Origin of the sequence: Limosilactobacillus albertensis (genome assembly GCF_014145555.1) — a bacterium.
GTDB lineage: Bacteria > Bacillota > Bacilli > Lactobacillales > Lactobacillaceae > Limosilactobacillus > Limosilactobacillus albertensis.
This window is the reverse complement of record NZ_JACIVD010000069.1, coordinates 156,425-178,046: the sequence shown is the minus strand read 5'-3', so window position 1 is coordinate 178,046 and position 21,622 is coordinate 156,425. Positions and strand designations below refer to the sequence as shown.

General features: G+C 39.3%; 24 protein-coding genes, 1 pseudogene and 2 other annotated features. Of the genes and pseudogenes, 19 read left to right on the top strand and 6 right to left on the bottom strand.

Going from position 1 to position 21,622, the window contains the following annotated elements; translation table 11 throughout:
- Positions 1-66: 66 nt before the first annotated feature.
- Positions 67-1,140 carry an ATP-binding protein gene (locus H5S41_RS09495; RefSeq protein ID WP_182603126.1) on the bottom strand — a complete coding sequence of 358 codons (1,074 nt, stop codon included), beginning with the start codon at positions 1,138-1,140 and terminating at the stop codon, positions 67-69.
- A gap of 148 nt (positions 1,141-1,288) precedes the next feature.
- Here H5S41_RS09495 and H5S41_RS09490 point away from each other — a divergent pair, with 148 nt between their 5' ends.
- The 4 genes from H5S41_RS09490 (at position 1,289) to H5S41_RS09475 (ending at position 5,381) form a co-directional block, all read left to right on the top strand.
- A complete protein-coding gene (locus H5S41_RS09490) occupies positions 1,289-1,783 on the top strand; it encodes a prolyl-tRNA synthetase associated domain-containing protein (protein ID WP_182603125.1) in 495 nt (164 codons plus the stop codon).
- Positions 1,784-1,864: 81 nt separating this feature from the next.
- The gene (locus H5S41_RS09485) at positions 1,865-2,728 is read left to right on the top strand and encodes an aldo/keto reductase (RefSeq protein ID WP_182603124.1); all 864 of its coding nucleotides are present in this window, start codon (positions 1,865-1,867) and stop codon (positions 2,726-2,728) included.
- Between the two features lie 76 nt (positions 2,729-2,804).
- Positions 2,805-3,044: a binding site (T-box leader), on the top strand.
- A 155-nt stretch (positions 3,045-3,199) separates the two neighbouring features.
- Positions 3,200-4,144 carry an L-lactate dehydrogenase gene (locus tag H5S41_RS09480; RefSeq protein WP_153709402.1) on the top strand — a complete coding sequence of 315 codons (945 nt, stop codon included), beginning with the start codon at positions 3,200-3,202 and terminating at the stop codon, positions 4,142-4,144.
- A 124-nt stretch (positions 4,145-4,268) separates the two neighbouring features.
- Positions 4,269-5,381 carry a low temperature requirement protein A gene (locus H5S41_RS09475; RefSeq protein ID WP_182603123.1) on the top strand — a complete coding sequence of 371 codons (1,113 nt, stop codon included), beginning with the start codon at positions 4,269-4,271 and terminating at the stop codon, positions 5,379-5,381.
- Between the two features lie 39 nt (positions 5,382-5,420).
- Here the strand turns inward: H5S41_RS09475 and H5S41_RS09470 are convergent, their stop codons facing one another.
- From H5S41_RS09470 to H5S41_RS09450, 5 genes are all read right to left on the bottom strand, one after another.
- Entirely contained in the window at positions 5,421-5,792 is a 372-nt protein-coding gene (locus tag H5S41_RS09470) for a CPBP family intramembrane glutamic endopeptidase (RefSeq protein ID WP_182603122.1), read from the bottom strand.
- Between the two features lie 419 nt (positions 5,793-6,211).
- Positions 6,212-6,664 carry a flavodoxin family protein gene (locus H5S41_RS09465; protein ID WP_182603121.1) on the bottom strand — a complete coding sequence of 151 codons (453 nt, stop codon included), beginning with the start codon at positions 6,662-6,664 and terminating at the stop codon, positions 6,212-6,214.
- Positions 6,665-6,676: 12 nt separating this feature from the next.
- Positions 6,677-7,405: an SDR family oxidoreductase gene (locus H5S41_RS09460; RefSeq protein WP_182603120.1), complete on the bottom strand. Its 729-nt coding sequence runs from the start codon at positions 7,403-7,405 to the stop codon at positions 6,677-6,679.
- 48 nt (positions 7,406-7,453) lie between these two features.
- Positions 7,454-8,362 carry an alpha/beta hydrolase gene (locus tag H5S41_RS09455; protein ID WP_182603119.1) on the bottom strand — a complete coding sequence of 303 codons (909 nt, stop codon included), beginning with the start codon at positions 8,360-8,362 and terminating at the stop codon, positions 7,454-7,456.
- A gap of 112 nt (positions 8,363-8,474) precedes the next feature.
- A complete protein-coding gene (locus H5S41_RS09450) occupies positions 8,475-9,065 on the bottom strand; it encodes a TetR/AcrR family transcriptional regulator (protein ID WP_231833084.1) in 591 nt (196 codons plus the stop codon).
- 131 nt (positions 9,066-9,196) lie between these two features.
- On the opposite strand from H5S41_RS09450, the gene H5S41_RS09445 reads away from it, so the two are divergent.
- The 15 genes and pseudogenes from H5S41_RS09445 (at position 9,197) to H5S41_RS09380 (ending at position 21,599) form a co-directional block, all read left to right on the top strand.
- Positions 9,197-10,186 (top strand): aldo/keto reductase, encoded by a 990-nt coding sequence (locus H5S41_RS09445; protein ID WP_182603118.1) that lies wholly within the window; start codon positions 9,197-9,199, stop codon positions 10,184-10,186.
- A 58-nt stretch (positions 10,187-10,244) separates the two neighbouring features.
- Entirely contained in the window at positions 10,245-10,913 is a 669-nt protein-coding gene (locus H5S41_RS09440) for an NAD(P)H-binding protein (RefSeq protein WP_182603117.1), read from the top strand.
- 127 nt (positions 10,914-11,040) lie between these two features.
- The gene (locus tag H5S41_RS11810; RefSeq protein WP_220483299.1) at positions 11,041-11,430 is read left to right on the top strand and encodes a hypothetical protein; all 390 of its coding nucleotides are present in this window, start codon (positions 11,041-11,043) and stop codon (positions 11,428-11,430) included.
- A gap of 83 nt (positions 11,431-11,513) precedes the next feature.
- Positions 11,514-11,918 carry an alpha/beta hydrolase gene (locus tag H5S41_RS11805; protein ID WP_220483297.1) on the top strand — a complete coding sequence of 135 codons (405 nt, stop codon included), beginning with the start codon at positions 11,514-11,516 and terminating at the stop codon, positions 11,916-11,918.
- Between the two features lie 77 nt (positions 11,919-11,995).
- Positions 11,996-12,448, top strand: a complete 453-nt coding sequence (locus H5S41_RS09430) for a flavodoxin (RefSeq protein WP_182603116.1) — start codon at positions 11,996-11,998, stop codon at positions 12,446-12,448.
- A 4-nt stretch (positions 12,449-12,452) separates the two neighbouring features.
- Complete coding sequence (locus H5S41_RS09425) at positions 12,453-12,800, top strand: MerR family transcriptional regulator (protein WP_182603115.1); 348 nt, start codon at positions 12,453-12,455, stop codon at positions 12,798-12,800.
- A 35-nt stretch (positions 12,801-12,835) separates the two neighbouring features.
- Positions 12,836-13,252, top strand: coding sequence for a MerR family transcriptional regulator (locus tag H5S41_RS09420; RefSeq protein WP_182603114.1), 417 nt, complete (start codon positions 12,836-12,838; stop codon positions 13,250-13,252).
- A 43-nt stretch (positions 13,253-13,295) separates the two neighbouring features.
- Positions 13,296-13,958: a DNA alkylation repair protein gene (locus H5S41_RS09415; protein ID WP_220483296.1), complete on the top strand. Its 663-nt coding sequence runs from the start codon at positions 13,296-13,298 to the stop codon at positions 13,956-13,958.
- A gap of 46 nt (positions 13,959-14,004) precedes the next feature.
- Positions 14,005-14,880, top strand: coding sequence for a LysR family transcriptional regulator (locus H5S41_RS09410; RefSeq protein WP_182603112.1), 876 nt, complete (start codon positions 14,005-14,007; stop codon positions 14,878-14,880).
- Positions 14,881-15,148: 268 nt separating this feature from the next.
- Entirely contained in the window at positions 15,149-15,520 is a 372-nt protein-coding gene (locus H5S41_RS09405) for a nuclear transport factor 2 family protein (protein WP_182603111.1), read from the top strand.
- A 15-nt stretch (positions 15,521-15,535) separates the two neighbouring features.
- Positions 15,536-16,141 (top strand): NAD(P)H-binding protein, encoded by a 606-nt coding sequence (locus tag H5S41_RS09400; protein ID WP_182603110.1) that lies wholly within the window; start codon positions 15,536-15,538, stop codon positions 16,139-16,141.
- Between the two features lie 81 nt (positions 16,142-16,222).
- Positions 16,223-17,260, top strand: a complete 1,038-nt coding sequence (locus tag H5S41_RS09395; protein ID WP_182603109.1) for a zinc-dependent alcohol dehydrogenase family protein — start codon at positions 16,223-16,225, stop codon at positions 17,258-17,260.
- Between the two features lie 37 nt (positions 17,261-17,297).
- Entirely contained in the window at positions 17,298-18,116 is an 819-nt protein-coding gene (locus tag H5S41_RS09390; protein WP_182603108.1) for an SDR family oxidoreductase, read from the top strand.
- Between the two features lie 62 nt (positions 18,117-18,178).
- Positions 18,179-18,421 (top strand) — a binding site (T-box leader).
- 70 nt (positions 18,422-18,491) lie between these two features.
- Positions 18,492-19,859, top strand: a complete 1,368-nt coding sequence (brnQ, locus tag H5S41_RS09385; RefSeq protein ID WP_182603107.1) for a branched-chain amino acid transport system II carrier protein — start codon at positions 18,492-18,494, stop codon at positions 19,857-19,859.
- A 167-nt stretch (positions 19,860-20,026) separates the two neighbouring features.
- A pseudogene (locus H5S41_RS09380) lies at positions 20,027-21,599 on the top strand (amidohydrolase).
- Positions 21,600-21,622 lie beyond the last annotated feature (23 nt).

The window sequence follows — 21,622 nt, the reverse complement described above, 5'->3', positions numbered from 1 at the left end:
GGCCTTTTGTGTACTGCGATATTTGTATGTCAACTAGGTTGTAGAGATTATATCACAGTCTTTTTTTTAGTATCCTAAATAGTATGGCGAATCAGGATTCTGGATTTGATTGATATATTGATTAAAGAAAGGTAGTGTGTAATCAACATAACCATATCCACTGGGATGAACTAATCGGCGTTCAATTGCTCGTCGGCGGTATTGCGAGACAAATACTTTATCCTTTTTCATGATTTTTCCAACTTCAATTAGTTTATGATGACCATTAATGGCAATTAAATACTGACGATCTAGCTCAGATAAGCTGATAAAGATTTTTTGATAGGCATTTTCAAATAAAAATGATTGATATATTGGCGTGATTTTATTAATTAAACTGGAAGTAAACGGATGTTCAGCTAATTTTTCAAAAATTAAATAGCCAAGTAATTGAAATGCATAGGAATATCCTAATGTCATTTTAGCTAGCTTTCCAGCATCTTCAAAAGAGCAATTAAAAACTTGCATATAGTTAATGGAAATATCTGCAATACTCAACGGGGTCATATTAATTTTTTCAGAGCGCAGTAGAAATGTTAGCTTTTCATCATTTTGGATATCAAGAACTAAATCGGGAAGGCCAGTCATAATGACAAAAATAGGATAGCTTTTTCTTTTTAACGCATTAAATACTTGAGCAAAATCTCTAATTTGCTTAGAGTTAGTTACCTCGTCAATTGTTATTACAACATATTTATGTTGCTCTTTTATGTGGGTCATGAGATGGTCTAGCATTTGATCGACATTTGGTACTTCGGTATCACGACTAATACTAATCCCACCTAATGATATAGATTTGATGCTATCAAAAATTTGAGTGGTTTTTGGATTGCTTAATTCGTAAAGTTGGCGAGCAAGACTAGTGAGAATTCCTTCTTTATTTAGTAGGTCAATTGTGTAGCAATTAGAATCATTTTGAAAATTTCTACTTACACGCGTTAAAAAAGCAGTTTTTCCAGAACCACGGACACCAGTGATAAAAAACGAACGTGCAAAAGTACTATTTTGAATAAGGGTAGTTAATTTCTTGACTTGCTGATCCTTATCTAAAAATAAGGTTGGAATGTCGCCAAATGTGGGGTTGAATGGATTAGCTTTCATAATATAGACTCCTTTTAAACCTTTTTAAACCTTCAGATATATTTTAAACCTTTTTAAACCTTTTACAACAATGAAATTAAACGTCCAAAATTTTTGTAATCGCTTTCGTGATACAATGTTAATAAATACGCTAAAGGTGGGAAAAATAATGGCAGAAGGAACATATGAACAGGTAATTAATGAATTAGATCGTTTAGGAATTAAGTATGGAATGGTTGATCATCCAGCAGCGGAGACAACTGAAGAAGCAGATAAGTACATTGAAGGGCATGAGGGCGTACGAACCAAAACAATGTTTCTAAAGGGAAAGAAACATCATTTTTACTTAGTAATTATGGATGATAAGAAGCCGATGAATTTCAAAGAGTTTGAGGAATTGACGGGTGCTAAACGAGTTTCAATGGCCCGGCCTGATGACCTTAAGGAACAACTTGGCTCACATGCAGGGGTTGTTTCGCCATTTGGTTTAATGAATAATGAAGAACATAATGTTCAAGTTTACTTTGATAAGGACATGCTTGCTGAATCGCCTGTATTAACGTTCCACCCCAATGTTAATACCCATACGATCTTTATTAAGACACCTGACCTGCTTAATTTTATTAAAGAACAAGGATATGAACCAGAAACAATTGATTTATAAGGGTTCTCATTTTACATTCATTGAAAAAGTAACGACAATGGTTTTATAGGATGAAGCATTGATCGTGAAAGGATGATAATGATGATTTTAGATGAGACGATTACTCTTAACAGTGGCGTGAAGATTCCGAAGTTTGCATTAGGAACCTGGATGATTGAAGATGCGCAGGTAGCTGAGGCAGTGCGTAACGCAATTGAAATTGGTTATCGACATATTGATACGGCCCAAGCATATGGAAATGAGCGTGGAGTCGGTGAAGGTGTGCGGACGGCTAACATTGATCGTAACAAAATTTTTGTTACCTCAAAAGTTGCTGCAGAACATAAGGATTATGATGTAACGAAGAAATCAATAGACGAAACGCTTGAAAAAATGGACCTTGATTATATTGATATGATGATTATTCACAGTCCACAGCCATGGAAAGAAGTGAATCAATCTAATAACCGTTATCTCGAAGGAAATCTTGCAGCTTGGCGCGCAATGGAAGATGCCGTTAGTGAAGGTAAAATTAGAACAATTGGCGTTTCTAATTTTGGGCAATCAGATTTGGAAAATATTATTAAGAATAGTGATACGGTTCCGGCCGTTGACCAAGTATTAGCGCATATTGGTCATACGCCATTTAATCTCCTTTCATTTGCTCGTGATCATGATATTGCTGTTGAAGCTTATTCACCTGTTGCTCATGGAGCAGCTTTGAACAACCCAGTAATTGAAAAGATGGCTAAAAAGTATAATGTGTCAGTTCCGCAATTATGTATCCGTTACGATTGGCAGCTAGGGATGATTGTGTTGCCAAAGACTGCTAATCCAGAACACATGAAAGAAAATGCTGCGATTGACTTTGAAATTTCAGAGCCTGATATGGACCTATTGAAACGGGTAAAACCATTGGATTATGGGGATGCGGATGTATTTCCTGTTTATGGTGGCAAAATGTAATTCTAATTAAATTTTAATTTTTACCCTTGATTTTATGAGAAAATGTGATAATCTACTAAGTAATCAATTGAAATAAATAAAAACATTGATCGAGACAAGCATATAATATTTGATTCAGAGAGCCGGTGGTTGCTGAAAATCGGTAGAGAATATTAACTAGGCTAATCCCTCGTGAGTTGTATTTCGAAAATTTTAGTAGAATGTACTGGTAGCACCCATTATCGTGCCAGCTGATTGTTACAGTTAGTAACTGTTGGTGAGAGGCAGCGCTATGCTGTGAAGAAAGGTGGTACCATGCTAAAAAGGCATCCTTTTAGTTCCGAATAACGGAGCTGAGGGATGCCTTTTGTAGTTTTATATAACATTGAAGGTGGTGGTGGATATGTCTGATAGCGACATTATTAATATTATAAACTTATTAGAAAATAAAGAGAAAACATAAAAATAATTAAACGAAAGGGAGTTTTCAATATGACAAGAAAAGTAGCAGTAGTTGGAATGGGACACGTAGGAGCAACCGTTGCTCATTATTTAGTTGCTGGTGGATTTGCAGATGATTTGGCATTGTTTGATACTAATGAGGCGAAAGTAAAAGCAGATGCGCTTGACCTTCGTGACGCAATGGCAAACTTACCATTCCACACTAATCTAACTGTAAACGATGATTCTCAATTTGCGGACTGTGATGTGGTTGTTTCAACCCTTGGAAAGTCAAAACTTGTTGATACTCCCGACCATGACCGATTTGCGGAATTTAAATTTACACGAACGCAAGTACCATTGGTTGCTAAGAAATTAGTTGATAATGGTTTTCATGGCAAGCTTGTTGTTGTAACTAATCCTTGTGATGTAATTACCTCAATGTATCAGAAGTTCACCGGATTGCCAAAGAATCACGTAATGGGAACAGGGACTTTACTTGATTCGGCACGGATGAGGGCCTGTGTTGGGGAAGCATTGAATGTTGATTCCCGATCAGTTGTTGGTTTTAATTTAGGTGAACATGGTAACTCACAATTTACTGCTTGGTCAACGGTACGTGTTCTCGGGAAACGGGTCTTAGATTTAGTGGAAGAACGGAACTTAGACTTAGCCAATATGGAGGAACGCGCTCGCCAAGGTGGTTATTTAGTTTACAAAGGGAAGAAATATACTAACTATGGGGTAGCAACTGCAGCGGTTCGCCTAGTTAATGCAGTTTTAAGTGACTCGCGAACTGAAATGCCTGTTTCTAACTACCGTGAAGAATATGGCACTTACTTATCCTATCCTGCCGTTGTTGGTCGTGATGGGGTTGTTGAACAATTGCAACTAGATTTAACAGATGTCGAAAAAGAAAAACTTGCTACTTCTGCTAAGTACATCAAAGACCGTTTGAAGAGTGAGGAAGAACGATTGGCTGAAAATGAGGCCTAAGAAATTATATTAGAAGTGAATACACATATAAAGGGAAGCTATTCTTAAAGTGGAGTAGCTTCCTTTTGTATTGAGCAAGTTTGTTAATTTTGCTATCCTAACCAATAGAAATGGAGGAGTAGCTGTGGCAAATGTATTAACTAAACGTGTTTCACTAGTTGAATTATTTTATGATTTAGTCTTTGTTTATATGATTTCGCGGGCAACTGAATTATTGCATCACCTGCATCATGGCGTTTTAACCCCAGTAACACTAGTGATCTTTTTCTTAGTAATTATAGTATTTATCAATTCGTGGATGGTCCAGATGGTTTTTACTAACCGCTATGGAAAGTCGTCGTGGACAAATATTATTTTTTCATTTATTGATATGGCGATTATTCTTTACATGTCAAATGCCTTTACTGCCACCTTTGATCAGCATTTGGCAACATTCTTTATTGCTGCTGGGTTGCTTTCGATGACCCTGTGTTTGCAATACCTAATTACCTATTTTCAAGTACAAAAGGAAATTGATAAGAAAATAACGGTTGCTTTTACGGGTATTCTTGGGTTTCGGACAGTTGTTCTTTTGGTCGGCGGGTTTTACTATAATCCGGTTGGTATTACGGTTGCATTGGCTGGAATTATCATTAGTTGGCTTGCACCCGCGTTTACTGGAAAATATACGCGTCATCATCCAATCATTTTTTCACATATCCTTGAACGACTCACCGCTTTAATCATCGTAATGTTTGGTGAGACGATTGTAGGAATTGCGGATTACTTTACTCAGGAAAGCTTAGCGTGGTCATCAGTTTTTATCTTTATCGTCGTTGTGGGGCTTTTCTTCACCTATATCGTTGAATTTGACCATTTGATTGATGAACATCGTAAGCAGGAAACGGGTAACCTGTTAATTTACCTACATTACTTCATTATCTTCGGGTTAAGTTTAGTAACTGTTGCCTTGAAATTTATTAATGAATCGGAAGCCAACGTAATTTTTGCAATCACAGTTCTTTATCTCGGGGTCATATTATTCTACATTGGACTAGCAATTGCTAATTACTATAATCAGCCGCAATTACATGTTGGCTGGCCCGTGAGATTAGTATTTACTTCAACTACGATTATTGGATATGTTCTAGTATTAATATTTAATCAGTTAAATGTTATTGCGTTAGTTACAGCAGTGGTAATAGTAATGAATGCTGTTGTACTAGTTAAGTTTTTAATCAATAGGATAGGTGAATAAAGAAAAACCTGGGACCATGAAACTAGTCTCAGGCATTTTTTATATTCCTAATAAAATTGCTGGTAAAAATATTAAAACATCATATAGGATATGAGTGACCACCGCCGGCCAAAGACTATCGCTTTTCACCCATAGCCACGTGAAAGGAAGCCGTCCTAAACCAATTGGGACTAGCATTTGATATAGATTCCAATCGTAAGCGCGAAAATGAAGCATCCCAAATAGCAAGGAACCAATGATTGCTCCGTAAATCCAAGCTTGGCGCTTATTCACTCGTTTCATTAGTAGTGAGACAAACGGCAACGTTAATGCTGCGGTGATGATTTCCTCACCAATTAAGGAGATGCAAATCCAGAATAAGCGAATTAATTGAGTTGCGACCGGTTCAGAACCAGTTGCGCCATTAGTCACGGGTTGGTTTCCTAATAAATTACCAATTCCCAAGAAAATAAAAGCGATGACATATGAGATTATTAACACTGGGATAACTAGTTTCCATGATCCTTTTTTAGGCTTCTCTAGTATTGCGGCTAAGATTCCTCGTCCATATTGAAGATAAAGTGAAATACCGCCAAAGAAAATGAAGGCAAAATAAGGTAATACTCCTGGAAGAGTAGAATCAGTTCCTAAAAGGGCACCAATTATTATAGTGACTGCTGAAAACCATCAAATTTTAGATAGGTTTCGTGAATCCAAATAGTTAAGCATGAGCAATTCCCTTTCAAAATTTTTATCTCAATATAGCGGAATCATAAATGAGTGTCAATAGTGATGGTGAGGACTAGATTTAAAAAATAAATACCAAAAAGCCCAGCAAAATAGCTGGGCTTCTAACTATTTTTAAGTATTGAGATAATCGTTGAGAAATCATTACTTGTGGCCGCTATCATCTCAATGTTTGTTGACGATGGCACATATTTTCTCAAAGTTCGTCGACAAAATCCGAAACCAAGCATGAACTTATCGCTGACAAAAATAATTCGTTGGTAAGGTCTTTGGAGTTGTTTTAGGAAGGTAATCACTGGCCGTGGCAAATCCGCGTACCATATTGGTGATACGAGAATTAAGGTGTCAGTATTCTTCGCAAGTTTAACAGGGTGAATCTGAACGTCGATATGGTGAAAACGTTCTTGTCTGGCTCGCGAGGTTAACTCATGATAATTGCTTGGGTACGTGTTAGTTGGAATAATCGGAATTGCACTAAGTCCATTATAATCAGCAATCCTTTGAGCTAACCGTTTGTTATTCCCACTATTAGAAAAATAGACCACCTGTTTATTCATTTTAATATTAAACTACCAGCTAATTGGACCAGATTCATTGATGAATTTACCAGAAGGACCATCTTCTGGTAAAGTAGCGAGCTTAATGACAATTTTGGCACCTTCTTCAACACTCCGCGGAGCATTGAAGCCATTGAGATCCGTTGCAGTCCATCCTGGATCAGCAGCGTTTACCTTAATATTGGTATTAGCTAATTCACGAGCGAACATTACAGTTAGTGCATTAACCCCATTTTTGGACGCAGCATAGGCTGGGTTGATTGGGGCGCCCTCAATCGGATGACTTTGCCAGTCCAAGGATCCAACTGAAGAGGAGAGACTAACAATGCGACCAGCCGCGGACTTCTTGATTAGCGGCAACATGATTTGGGTAACTGCAAAACTGCCAAAGAAGTTGGTGTCGAAGGTTTTACGTAAAACCTCATCGCTGACGTTGCTAGGTAACACATCATCTGCCAGGGCAATTCCAGCGTTGTTGACTAAGATATCTAATTTATGGTAAGTCTTGTCAATTTGATCACGCGCGTTTTGAATGGTAGCACGTTTAGTTACATCGATTTGTAGGGTATCTGCATCAATATCTAATCCCGTTAGTTTGTTAACTGCTGCTTGTCCCCGTTCTTTGTTTCTGCTACCGATTAATACCGTGTAACCCATGAGCCCTAATTCTTTGGCCGTTTCAAAGCCGATACCACGGTCAGCACCGGTGATTAAAGCTACTTTGCTATTTGATTTAGTCATTATCATCTTATCCTTTCTGAGTTCCATAACATAAGTTAGATATTATCCCTAGAGATTTTCCTTGAAGAATGCAGCAGCTTTTTCAACTGCTTGATTAACATATTCTGGCTTATCATATAAATCTACGTGAGTAGCACTCTCAATTGTAAATAGTTCTTTGTTAGTTGACGCTGCTTTGGCAAGTAAGTCCTCTGAAAAGCGTAATGTATCAGCTTTTGAACCTGCAATCATCAAAATTGGTTGGGTCAAGTATTTATCAGCAAACAAGAAAGTAGAGAAGTCAGTCATCTTATCAATCGACATCATCGAGACCTTGTTAGTTGAACGTGGATGTTGACCACGGGCTGTTCGGTAATATTCGTGAGCCTCTACTAAGGTGTTTGGCATTCCCTCAGTAACTTTTTCTGGAACAAAGGTACCATAAATTGGGTCAGCACCATTAGCTTCACGAGTTCGTTGGTTGGCAGCTTCTTCGAGTAAAGCTAGTTGAGCTTCTACTGGCGTCTTACCATCAAAACCGTCACGAATCCATGATGCTGGATCACTCATACTGACCGCAACAACTGCTTTGATTCTCCGGTCAGTCATGGCGGTATGCATTGAGTAACCACCACCGGCACAGACACCAAACTGACCAAGACGCTCGTTATCAACGTATGGCAAAGTTGTTAAGTAATCGATTGCACACTTAATATCTTCGACCCGTTCATAAGGAGATTCTAATTGACGGGGGTTGCCTCCACTTTCACCTTGATGTGAAGTATCAAATGCGAGGGCAACAAAACCATATTTAGCTAGGCGGGTTCCATAATTAGTGGCGATTTGTTCCTTAACTGCACCAGCGGGGGACGCAATTGAGAAAGCAGGATATTGCTTGGTCTCATCAAAATCATCTGGGAAAAATAAGATACCGGCCATGTTGTGATCATTGTTTTTAAAGGTTACGTTCTTTTGCATAATTGTAATCTCCATTCATTAATTATTAGTTATTCTAGCTACAATTAAGTAAATACTTGAAATTGTTATAATAAACGAATAATCGTTCACTATTAGAGTAAAAATGAAAGTGCTACTTTTTAATAGCACTCCAAGCTAAATTAACCAGTGCGTTAATTCGGTCTTCAGTAAAGTCAACTTCTCCTCTAAAATAGCGTTTAGCTAATTCAGTAATGGGTGGTTCAATGTAGGCAAACAGCAAATCAGTGTCTACATCTTTAAAAACTCCTTCCTTTTGCCCTTTTTTTACTAACTGATACATTGGCGTAAAGTAGGTGCTAGCTTCCTGATCATCTAACTCTGTCATATAAGGGGAGTTAGTGAACTGTTGCAAAAAGAGAAAAGCATCCTTATTATCCAAAATAAAATCAATATAGTTGCGAATTACTTTAGCAAGAGCAGTCTTGGCATCGTCGTTCGTCGTATCGGTAAACATTTTGCTACTCATTTTTTGCTTGGTATCCAGGTACAGTTTCTTCAACATATCATCCTTGTTTTTAAAGTAGATATAGATTGTTGAAGCTGAAACCCCAGCATGTTTAGCAATTTTCGACATCGACGTTGATGAAAACCCCTCTTTATTTAAGAGAAGAATTGTTGCTCGATAAATAGCTTCTTTTTTGTGGTTATCTTTATATCGCATGTCTGTATAATAAACGATCATTCATTTATGGTCAAGTCAAAAATTTAATTTTTTTGATGAATAGCTAACGTTACTAATTTTTTAAAAATGGATTGCCTTATAGTCGACTGCAAGGTTTAGAATGTCCCAAAGAAAAAATGGAGGGATTTTTAATGGAGACACGTACACTTGGCAAAGATTTAAAAGTTACCGCAATTGGGCTTGGTTGTATGGGATTTTCGCACGGCTATGGAAAACCGATGGATGTTGATGAGGCTGTGAAAACAATTCGAGCCTCCTATGACATGGGATATCGTTTCTTCGATACTGCTGAGATTTATCAAGGTACCAACCCGGACGGCTCCACTAATTACAATGAAGAAGTTGTTGGGAAAGCACTCCATGATGTCCGTGACCAAGTAGTTATTGCCAGTAAGTTCGGCATTGCGGCCCATGAGACGACCGCGTTGAAAGTGGATTCTAGTCCAGAAACTATCCGTAAATCAGTGGAGGGTTCCTTGAAACGACTGAACACTGACCACATTGACCTTTACTACCAACATCGAATTGATCCCAACGTTGAACCAGAAACGGTTGCTCAAGTAATGCAGGAATTGATCGATGAAGGCAAGATTACCCACTGGGGGATTTCCGAGGCGAACGAAGATTATCTTCGTCGGGCTAATGCGGTTTGCAAGGTGACAGCGGTCCAGAACCGTTACTCAATGATGTATCGGGAATACGAAGATCTCTTTCCGGTACTCGAAGAATTAAATATTGGATTAGTTGCTTTTTCACCGCTTGCCAATGGTCTCCTAACGGGTCAAATTAAGCAAAGCAGCTTCTCAAACGGCGATTTGCGAAATAATATGCCCCAGTTTACCAAGCAAGCCTTAGCGAAGAATCGAGAACTATTTGACCTGCTTAATGAGATTGCCACTGATCATAATGTCACCCCAGCCCAGATTTCACTAGCTTGGATGGTCAACAAGAAGCCATACATTGTGCCAATTCCGGGGAGTCGCCACTTGAACCGGATTGAAGATAACTTGGCGGCAGCCCAAATTAAGATGACACCGCAAGAGGTTGCCCAGATTGATCAGGCCCTTGATGCTGTACCAATGTCAGCCGTCTTTAGCGGCATGAAGATTGATCGGAAGTAAGCTCTTAAATTAAGGAAAATCGTTGTTAGAATATCAAAAAATGAGGAGGAAATAGAAAATGAAATTAGCAATTTTAGCGGCTAATGGGCAAATCGCTCGCATTGTTGAGCATCGGATCTTGAGTGAAGATCAATTTAAAGATGTTGAATTGACCTTAATGCTTCGTCACAGTAATCGTTTGAATGATCTTGCCAATAATCCGCGAGTTACCGTTCTCGAAGGGGATTTGAACAGCCCTGAAGATGTTGAAAAGGCAGTCAAGGGTCAAGAGATGGTCTTTAACGCGGTGATTGACCATGATGACGCTGGTCATAATCGACCAACTCACAACATTATTGATGCAATGAAAAAGGATGGTGTCAACCGTTTAATTCTTACCAACTTACTTGGTATTTATGATGAAGTCCCTGGCGAATTTGGCAAGTGGAACCGCGATACTTGCTTCAGTGGCACCGTTCGGGATGATAATGCTGCCGTAGTTTCTGACCGATTAGCAGCTGAATCCGGCTTGGATTACACCACCCTTCGTTTGCCATGGTTAAATGATCGTGATGAAGTCAAGTACACTATTACTCACAAGGATGATGAGTTTGTGGGTGTTTCTGGCTCTCGGCAAAGCATTGCCGATGTTGTCTTGAAGATCGTTGCTGATCCAACATTCGGTAGCAATGACAGTCTAGGAATTGCTGATCCTGACACTCAAGGTCGCAACCAGCCAGTATATTAATAATATTATTAGAGAATCACCTCTCAAACTAATTTATATTTATTAATAGTTAGAAGCATTATGATTCGTGAGTAACGGATAATAATGCTTTTTTAAAATAATTCATTTATGGAGGGGGAACTAACCCATGACTCAATTTACTCTTAACTCAACGGTTAATGATGTCAAAAATTATTTCGGTGAAGAAGGTCGGCTACTTTTTCCGGTTGATCGGCCGTTTAACCCAGATGAAACGATCGCACAAATTAGCAACAGTGCCCACTATATTTGGTATTCAGCAATCCACGCTACCAAAACGCTCGAAATTTTGAATTATTTAGCAACTCAGGCAAAGAAACGGCAAATCTTTTATCCAATTTATTCAAAAGCAGAGATAGCAGCTCACCCAAGCAGAGCTAATGCAGGGCTATATTTCTTTAAGGGTCAGCCGGGAGCGCCATTTACGATTAATAATGCTGGGCTGGTGGTGGTTTTGCTTATGTTGCCGCAATACAAGACAGTTTTCCTCACGCTTTAGAAATTAGTAAGCAGGGCTACAATGCCTTCGCCTTAATTTATCGTCCAACGAACCCATATGAAGATTTGGCACGAGCAATTACCTTGATTGAAGATCATGCAAAAGAGTTAGAGGTTGATCCACGGCACTATTCATTATGGGGTGGTTCTGCTGGAGCACGGATGGCAGCCGAACTAGAGAATAAAGAGGTACTTTATCAATTAACTGGCCGGACGGATATTCCGCAGGCTGATGCAGTGATTATGCAGTACACCGGTTATACTCAGTTCTCCTCAGCTGACGCCCCGACTTATGTTAACGTTGGCGACAGTGATTGGATTGCTGGTTGGCGGACGATGAAGCATCGACTGGTTTCTCTAGAGAAGCTGGGCATCCCAACTGAATTCCATGTTTATCCAGGTCTTAATCACGGTTTTGGACTTGGTGAAGGAACGGTTGCAGAAGGCTGGATAAATGATGCAATTAAATTCTGGAAAGCTAATATGTAAAATAGTAAAAAGGTTTGCCTTAAAGTTCACTGTAAGGTTTATATTAATTATAAATTTAATCAGGGAGGAACAAGGTTATGGCAAAAACATTAGTTGCATATTACTCATGGTCAGGACGCACGCAAGGGATGGCTGAAAAAATAGCCCAGTTAGTTGATGCTGACATGTACAGGATCGAAGTCGCCCCTGATACGTTTGATCGTGATATGTATAAAACGGACGAAATTGCAACTGCCCAAATCAAAAATCATCAATATCCAGCATTAGTTAATGACATCCCAAATGTCGACCAATATGATTTGATTCTGGTTGGCAGTCCAGTTTGGCGAGGTGCTCCGGCAACTCCAATTCACAATTTTCTTAATCAAATTCAAAATTATTCCGGAAAGGTCGCTTCTTTTTATACCGATGCTGGAACGCCCAATGGCTACGAAAAGATGTTTAAGCAGTGGGCAGGAAAGTTAAATGTCTTACCAACACATGAAGGATCGAATGGGCTCAATGCATGGCTGGCAGAATTAGCGGGGTAATAATATGAGCATTCAACAAGTAGCAGAGAAATTATCTCTTTCTGCCGACACCATTCGGCGGTGGGAACGGCTTGGCATGATTCCGCTAATTCCGCGTGATCATAACGGACGACGGACATTTACTGAAACCGATATTCGGTGGGTTAAGCATGCTAAATTACTGAATCAGATGAACGTTTCTCCTGATTTCCAGATCGAGTACGTTAAGCTATCCATGTTGGGTGAAAAGGCTGCTCCAGCTCGTCAGTCCTTATTACAAGAACAGTTTGGACAGTTAAAAGCAGACCATCAATGTTTAATCGAGCAAATTAATGCGATGGAGAAATTGGTGGAAAGTGAAGAGCCCGCTTAACGTGTTAAACTAGAAGAAAATGAGGAGGAAAATAGATGAACATCAAAGAAGTCAGTGAGCGGTTAGATATTCCCAAAGAAACGCTACGTTATTGGGAAAATAACGGTTTAATTCCTGAAGTGCCACGGAATGCCAGTGGCTATCGCGATTACACAGAAAACGAGATTAAGTGGGCCTTATTCATTAAGGCGATGCGCAATGCAGGAATGTCTGTAGAATCATTGATTGATTTCGTAACCCTATACCGTAAGCATAGTGACAGTCGTGAGGCACAAAAGTCACTGATTAAAGAGCAGTATGACCATCTGCTGGCGCAACGGAATGAACTAGACAAGACCTTGAATTACTTGGCATATAAGCTCGATCATTTTGAAGACCATGTGATGCCATTTTTGGACGAAGAAGAATATTATCAATTGAAGAAAAAGAAAATGCTTGATGAGGATAAATAAACATCTGATAAGATAGTAGTAAAAAACTATGGGAGCCGAACAGATGCTTGATTATGGACAATTGAAAGAACGGTTTGCTCGTAATACTAACCCTGAACGTGCCAGACAAATGAAAAAGTATTTGCGAAATCGATTTGAATTTTATGGTTATCAAACTAAGGAAAGGAAAGCAATCTACCATCAGAGCCTATTAGCAGAGAAAAAGCAGGATCAGATTGACTGGGAACTATTAGATCGCTGTTGGCGAGATCCTTATCGTGAAATGCAATATTTTGTTTGTGATTATTTAATCGCGATGAAGAAAAAACTTCACTTTGAAGATATTAATAAAATTGAAAACTATGCGCGGCATAACCAGTGGTGGGATACGATTGATACATTAATTAAACCGCTTAGCTACTTGACTTGGGATGATCCACGGGGTAACGAATTAATGTTGGAATGGTCCCAAGATTCAGATTTTTGGATTCGCCGGATAGCGATTGAATACCAATTATTAAGGAAACAAGCAACTGACACTCAGGTATTAAGTGAAATTATTCGAAATAATCTGGGGAGCGATGAATTTTTTATTAATAAAGCAATTGGCTGGGCTTTACGTGATTATTCAAAGACAAATCCAACATGGGTTCGTGATTTTATTGAGCAAAATCAGCAAGAGTTGGCACCGTTGTCAATTCGTGAAGGGTCAAAGTATATTGAATAACCTTGCTTTATTTAGTGATTTCAAGCCAAATTAAGAGGACAAATTAATGTTTCAACAGATGAAGTATTTTATTGCGGTGGTTGATCAACATAATTTCACCCGTGCCGCCGAAGAAAATAACATTTCTCAGTCAGCTATTTCCCAGCAAATTAAGGAGCTTGAAAATACGCTTGATGTTAAATTGCTTGACCGAAAGGGAAGAAGTTTTGAATTAACGACCGCTGGTGAATTCTTTTACCAGCACGCCAAAGAAGTTGTTAAAACGACTAATGCATTAATTGTCAAGACACGAAGAATTGGGAAACTACCGATCAATTACGAATTGTGTTTAGGCTATTTATCCAATTTTGGGACCAACGAATTTTTGCATACCGTTGCCCATTTTTCGCAAATGTATCCAGAAATTGAGATTAAAATCAAAAGCGGCACTCATGAAGAGTTATTTGAGCTCTTAAAACAGGATCAAATTGATCTGGCTTTTTCCGATCAGCGTCGTGCTTTATCAAATGAATACCACAATGAATTCTTAACTGAGACTGATTTTATGGCCGTTTTACCCTTGAAATATCCAGATAATAACCGTATTTCAACAACACAATTAGCTGATTTACCATGTATTTTAGTTACTAATGATCCGCAAAAAGCGGCCGAGGAACAATATTATCGGGATGGCTTAGGGGTAAAAAGCCGCTTTTTGACGGTTGCTACCATCGATGAGGCGCAAATGATGGTCGCGGCCAACCGGGGATACTTTATTGTTAATCGGCGAACCCAATCGCTGATTAATAAGGAAATTGTTAAGATCATGCCGCTCTATGCTGGTGACGTTCCCCTTCACCAAAATTACTATGCCTATTGGAAACAGGGTAATTCCGGCTTTTACATTGAAAAGTTTGCTGAGCTATTAAAAGCGCAATTCTAAGTTGCAATTACCGGAAATCGACGTCAAAAGAAAGCTTTTCGCTAACTTTTGGCGTTTTTTTAGTGCACAAAAGTTAGCTTGATAAGTTTTACTTATGATTATTGATTGCAAACATGAATTGGTTTAGTGATTCACCGCCGTTATGATATAGACAATTAATTAAAGCAAAAAGGGGAAATGAAAATGAGAAAAACTTGGTTGATCACGGGAATTTCAAGCGGTTTTGGCAAGGTCTTAACTGAACAATCATTGGCAAAGGACTGATTTAATGACAGACAGAGAAACGATTATCGACCTCTACCGCCAAGAAAATCGGGCAATGGTGGCTAAAGATATTGAAACTTTGAGTCAGATTTTAGCCTCGACCATGGTATTACATCATATGACGGGGTATGCTCAGCCCAAACTAGAATGGATCGACCAAATTCAAAATGGTGAGCTTAAGTATTACTCTTCTGATGAGGAAGGGATCTCAGACATTCGAATTGATGGAAACTACGCTAGCTTAATTGGTCATAATCAAGTCAAGGCGAGTGTTTGGGGGAGCTCGGTCAATACCTGGCAACTTCAGATGAAGATGGAATTCGCGAAGGTTAACGGAAAATGGACGATCACTAATCAGGTCGCCAGCACCTATTAATGGAGGTTAAATCTCATGAAGAATATTTTAATCATTGGCGCAACCGGAACATTGGGAACAGCAACCACTCAAGCAGCATTAAAAAAGACAGATGATCATCTAACACTATTTGCGCGGTCAACTAATCGAATTAACATTACTGATCCGCAACGGGAAACCGTCATCAGTGGGGATGTATTAAATGATCACGATTTAGACAAAGCACTGGTAGGACAGGATACTGTGTTTGCAGCATTAAGCGGTGACTTAGCTGCCTATGCTAAGCAGATTGTTGCGGCGATGGACCGTAATAACGTATCACGATTGGTATTTATTAGTTCGATGGGAATTTATAATGAGATCCCTGCTTCTGTTGGCACTAGTGGTAATTTAAAAAATAATCCAATTCTTCAATCATATCGGGACGCTGCTGACATTGTGGAAGAATCTGACCTAAATTATACTGTGGTTCGTCCTGGTTGGTTCACTGGTGGTCCGGTTAATTATGAAATTACACATAAGGGCGAACCATTTGGTGGTCACGATGTTTCAATAAAATCAATCGCTGACTTAGTGACAAATCTGCTGAACGATGGTAGCCTTTATTCTCGCGAAAGTATTGGCATCAATAAGCCGAGTTAATTTTCTGCTTGGCTTGTAGTGGACTTCAAGGTTTATAGTTTAAGTTAATCCAACTCAAAATGATTGAAGGAGTGAATGCAGATGAAAGCAGCAGTATTTATGGGACCCGGTAAGATGGAAGTTCATGAGGTTGAAAAGCCAACAATCCAAAAGCCAACTGACGCGATCTTAAAGATTGTTCGTGCTTGTGTATGTGGATCCGACTTATGGTGGTATCGTGGGATTGCTAATCGTGAAAAAGGATCATTAGTTGGCCACGAAGCAATTGCAATTGTTGAAGAAGTCGGTGCTGACGTTAAAGACGTTAAGCCTGGGAACTTTGTAATCGCACCATTTACTCATGGTTGTGGTCACTGTGCTGCTTGTTTGGCTGGCTTCGATGGTAATTGTATGAACCAAGAAGCCGGCGGCAATGGTGGTTATCAAGGTGAATACCTTCGTTTTACTAACGCTAACTGGGCATTAGTAAAAATTCCGGGCCAACCATCAGATTACACAGATGAACAATTAAATGACCTTTTAACTTTGGCTGATGTGATGGCAACTGGTTACCATGCAGCTGCAAGTGCTGAAGTTAAGGAAGAAGATACAGTCGCGGTTATCGGTGATGGTGCTGTTGGCCTTTGTGGTGTAATCGGTGCTAAATTACGTGGTGCTAAGCGGATTATTGCTTTGAGTCACCATGAAGATCGTGCAAAACTTGCTAAAGAATTTGGAGCTACTGATATTGTTGCTGAACGTGGTGACGATGCAATTAAGAAGGTTCTTGAATTAACTGATGGTAATGGTGTCGATGCTGTCCTCGAATGTGTTGGGGCCGTATCTGCTATTGAACAAGCTGGCAAGTTAGCTCGTCCAGGCGCAATTGTTGGTCGAGTAGGTGTTCCACAAACTGAACCCTCATCAAACGCACTTTTCTGGAAGAACATTGGTCTTCGCGGAGGAATTGCTTCTGTCACTACTTATGATCGTGCAATTCTTCTTGATGCTGTATTAAAGGGCAAAATTCATCCAGGAAAAGTCTTCACTAAGCGTTTTAGTCTTGATGAAATTCAACAAGCATATGAAGCGATGGATAAACGTGAAGCGATCAAATCATTAATTATCGTTAGCGAATAATTTAATCGTCCAGCTTAAGATAAGGAGTATAGTGAATATGAGTACAATTTTCATCGTTGGTTCGTCATCTGGAATTGGCAAAGCAACAGCAAAATTATTTGCAGAAAAGGGGTGGACGGTGATTGCTACCATGCGCTCACCTGAAAAAGAAACTGAATTAACATCCTATCAAAATGTTTTTATCTATCCACTCGATGTAACGAAGCCTGAGCAAATTTCAAAGACAGTTTTAAAAGTTCTCGAAAAGCATGAAGTTGATGTTCTGTTCAACAATGCTGGTTATGGAATGAAGTCACGATTTGAGGATATGACCGAAGAAGCCATGCAGAAGTCTTTAAACACGAATCTGCTAGGAATGATCCGCGTCACTCAAAAATTCATCCCGTATTTTAAAAAGAAGAAAAGTGGACTAATTTTGACAACCACTTCCCTTGCTGGCGAAATGGGGTTAGCTCTAGATGGTATCTATGCAGCAGATAAGTGGGCGGTGACCGGCGTATGTGAAATGCTCTACCATGAGTTAGCGCCATTTGGCATTCAGGTAAAAATCATCGTTCCAGGGGTTGTGAAGACCGGTTTTAAGATGGAGGCATCTGCAATGCCGGGATTTGATCAGTTATTAAAGAATCAAACAGAAATGTTAATGCCAGATACAGATAATTTAGAATCACCTGAGGAAGTAGCTCAAGATATCTATAAGGCGGTCACTGATAAGGATAGCGATCGGATGTGCTATGTTACTGGTAAAATTACCAAAGAATTATATGAAAAGCGCCAAGAACTTGGTGATGAAGCATTTCGTAAATACATTCGTGACCGTTTACTAAAAAACACTACATCAGAAATTAAAAAATAATTAGAAATGCATTGACATTTTCTAATTTATAACGTAACATACTTAGTAAATAAACGGTATGAATAACCACTAAGAATAGGAAATTAGCTTTGCTTTGACTAGTCAGCGAACCCAAGTTAGTGTGAGTGGGGATAGAGAAGTAAAGTGAAAGTAGCCTAGGAGTGCCTGAAGTGAGAGTAATCGTAGCTTTAGGCGGGTGCGCCCGTTATAGCGTCAACGTATCTAGTTCACTATGTACGGGGTAAGGGAATAATAGTAATATTGTTCTAAAGTAAGGTGGTAACACGCGTGATAGCGTCCTTATAAGCAAACTGCTTATAAGGACGCTTTTTTGTACCAATATTAATTTAATATTTACCGAGAGGAATGGTTAAAATGGAGACAACAAAAGCGAGTATTAGACAGTCAATAATTATCGCATCACTTATTTTCGGAATGTTATTTGGGGCAGGGAATCTTATTTTCCCGGTTCACTTGGGTCAATTAGCTGGCAGTAACTGGCTAATAGCGAGTAGCGGCTTTCTATTTTCCGGAGTGTTACTGCCTTTAATGGCACTGTTAGCAATTAGTATCACTAGGTCGAACGGAATTTATGACCTTGCATTGCCGAATGGCCGTTACTATGCACTTATCTTTTTAATTCTTATTCATGCTACGTTAGGACCACTGTTTGCAACTCCGCGGACAGCAACCGTTCCTTATGAAATTGGAATTGCTCCTTATTTATCTACGGCAGCTAATACTTGGGGATTATTAATCTACTCAGCAATTTTCTTTAGTTTAGTTTATCTTTTTTCAAATCATGAGGGAAAGATTACTACTTTAATCGGTAAAGTTTTAAATCCCTTGTTCTTGTTATTATTATTCCTTATCTTCTTATTAGCGTTCATTAATCCGCTAGGTTCAGGAAATACTGCTAATATAACCGCAGCATATACGAGTCATGCTTTCTCTAATGGCTTTTTGCAAGGTTACAATACCATGGATGGCTTGGCAGCATTAGCTTTTGGAATTACTATTATTACTGCAATTAGAGAACTCGGCATTAAGAAGACACAACAAATTTCGCTTGCAACGGCTAAGAGTGGTTTTCTCGGAATTACGGGAGTTGCAATTATTTATTTAGCTTTAATTTGGTTAGGGGCAACCAGTTTGCATCAATTTAAGCTGGCAGCTAATGGCGGAATTACCCTTGCCCAAATTTCTCACCACTACTTAGGAACGGCTGGTGATGCGATTTTAGCAACTTTGGCAACTATTACCTGTATGACATCAGCAATGGGGTTAGTAATTGCCTTTTCACAAGATTTCCATCGCCGTTTTCCTAAAATTTCATATCGAACATTTTTACGAATCAATTGTGGATTATCATTCCTATTTGCTAATTTAGGACTTAACCAGATTATTGCATGGTCAACACCAATTCTAATGTTCCTTTATCCGTTAGCAATTACCTTAATTATTTTAGGGCTACTTTCACCACTGTTTAAGAATGACCGGCTCGTTTACCGAATTACAACTGGGCTTACCCTAATTCCAGCATTCTTTGACATGTTAAATGCGTTACCAGCTGGGTTACATGAAAACCAATTATTACAGACACTGCTTGGTTTTGCCCAACAGTACTTCCCATTTTTCAACTTAGGCTTCGGGTGGCTGACCTTTGGGATTGCAGGGTTAATTCTCGGATTGATCTGTCACGTATTAAAGGCAAGAAAACGGCCAGAGCTAATTAGCGATTAGTTGACCGTGCAAATAGATAAAATATTTTAGAGGGCTTGATTGCGGAATTCCGTGGTCAAGCTTTTTTGCGTGCAGCAGTCCTAGCAATTTTATTTTAAATAACTATCATTTTTAAAGCGTTTTCATTTTATAATAAAAAGAGGTTTTAAGTGAAAGGAGCGAGGAAGATGCCTAAACAGACATTTATAAACGGCAAAATTTTTGTTGGGGACAATGAAAATCATTTTGTAAGCATGATGGTTGTTGAAAATGGAAAAGTTAAGCAAGTTGGCGATAATCTCCCTGTTGAAGGAGAGACTATTGATCTTCAGGGACAAACCGTTTTGCCAGGCTTAGTTGATTGTCATACACATCCCAAATATATTGCCGATGCCCTTCACGGGGTTGCATGTACGCCGCCGAATGTTAATAGTATCAAGGAAATGCAAGCAGCACTCCGTAATTCTCCAGCATATGGTCAAGGAGAAAACGTCTGGATTGAAGGATGGGGCTTTGATGAAACGAAACTAGCAGAACACCGCAGCCCAACTCGTGATGATTTAGATGCAGTTTCGACAACCCAGCCAATTTTTATCTATCGTTCTGACTGTCATTCATCAGTTGGAAACTCAAAGGCCCTGGAACTTGCCGGAATTGACGAAAACACTCCCGATCCGGTTGGCGGGAAGATAGAACGGTTCGCTGACGGACGACCGACTGGCTTTATGCGCGAGGTAGCCGCCTCCCAGTTGTTTATTCGGGCTAAATCCGCGCAGAGTTATGAAAATGATGTCACTAACATGGTTAATAGTTCTGATCATTACCTTAAAGAGGGAATTGTAGCGATTGGTGAAATGATGGGGCGGATGAAACCATACACCTCGTTAAAACTGTATCAGGATGCAGTTAAACAAGGATTTACTCCTAAGGCATCTATTTACTATGTTTTTTGATGAAATTGATCCACAGTTTGGACTACAACCAAGCGGGAATGAAAAGCTTCGTGTTGCTGGAATCAAAGTATTTATGGATGGCAGTATCTCTGGCGAAACGGCGTATAATAGCGAACCATATCCTTCCGGCAAAAAGGGTGTTAGTCTAACTTCAGCGGAGAAGCTTCAACGAGCAGTTATGATGGCCCGTGATAATAAGCTTCAATTAGCGGTCCATGCAATGGGTGATAAGGCTATACAAACGGTAATTGAAGTGACAAAAGATATGGAGCCGTGGTTAACAACGATGCCATCGGTACGGATTGAACATGCGTCTTTAATGAGTGATTACATGTTTAAAGAGATTGCTAAGAGTAAAATGAATTATGCTTTAGTTACCCAGCCGATCTTTTTCTTTGCGGAAGATGAATCATACCGCCATTACCTTTCCCCAGCACAGTTTAAACTCGCTTACCGTGTTAAATCGATGTTAAATTCTAAGGCAATATTAGGATTAAGTTCAGATGCACCATGTACTCCATGGGCTGAACCGGATAGCCCGTTTTATAGCATTTATGCGGCTGTAACGAGGAAAGCAGCCAATGATGATGTGGTTAACGCGGAAGAAGCGATTACTGTTCCGCAAGCTGTTCTTGGTTATACACGAGATGGAGCTAAAATAGGTGGTTTTACTGATAATGGAACGCTTGAAGCAGGGAAGGCAGCTGATTTTGTAATCCTGAATAATGACATTTTTACGGTTTCACATGATGAACTTAAAAATATTCGCGTTAAAGAAACCTGGATGGCTGGAAAAAGAGTTATGTAAAAATAGGCTTCAATGGCTAGACA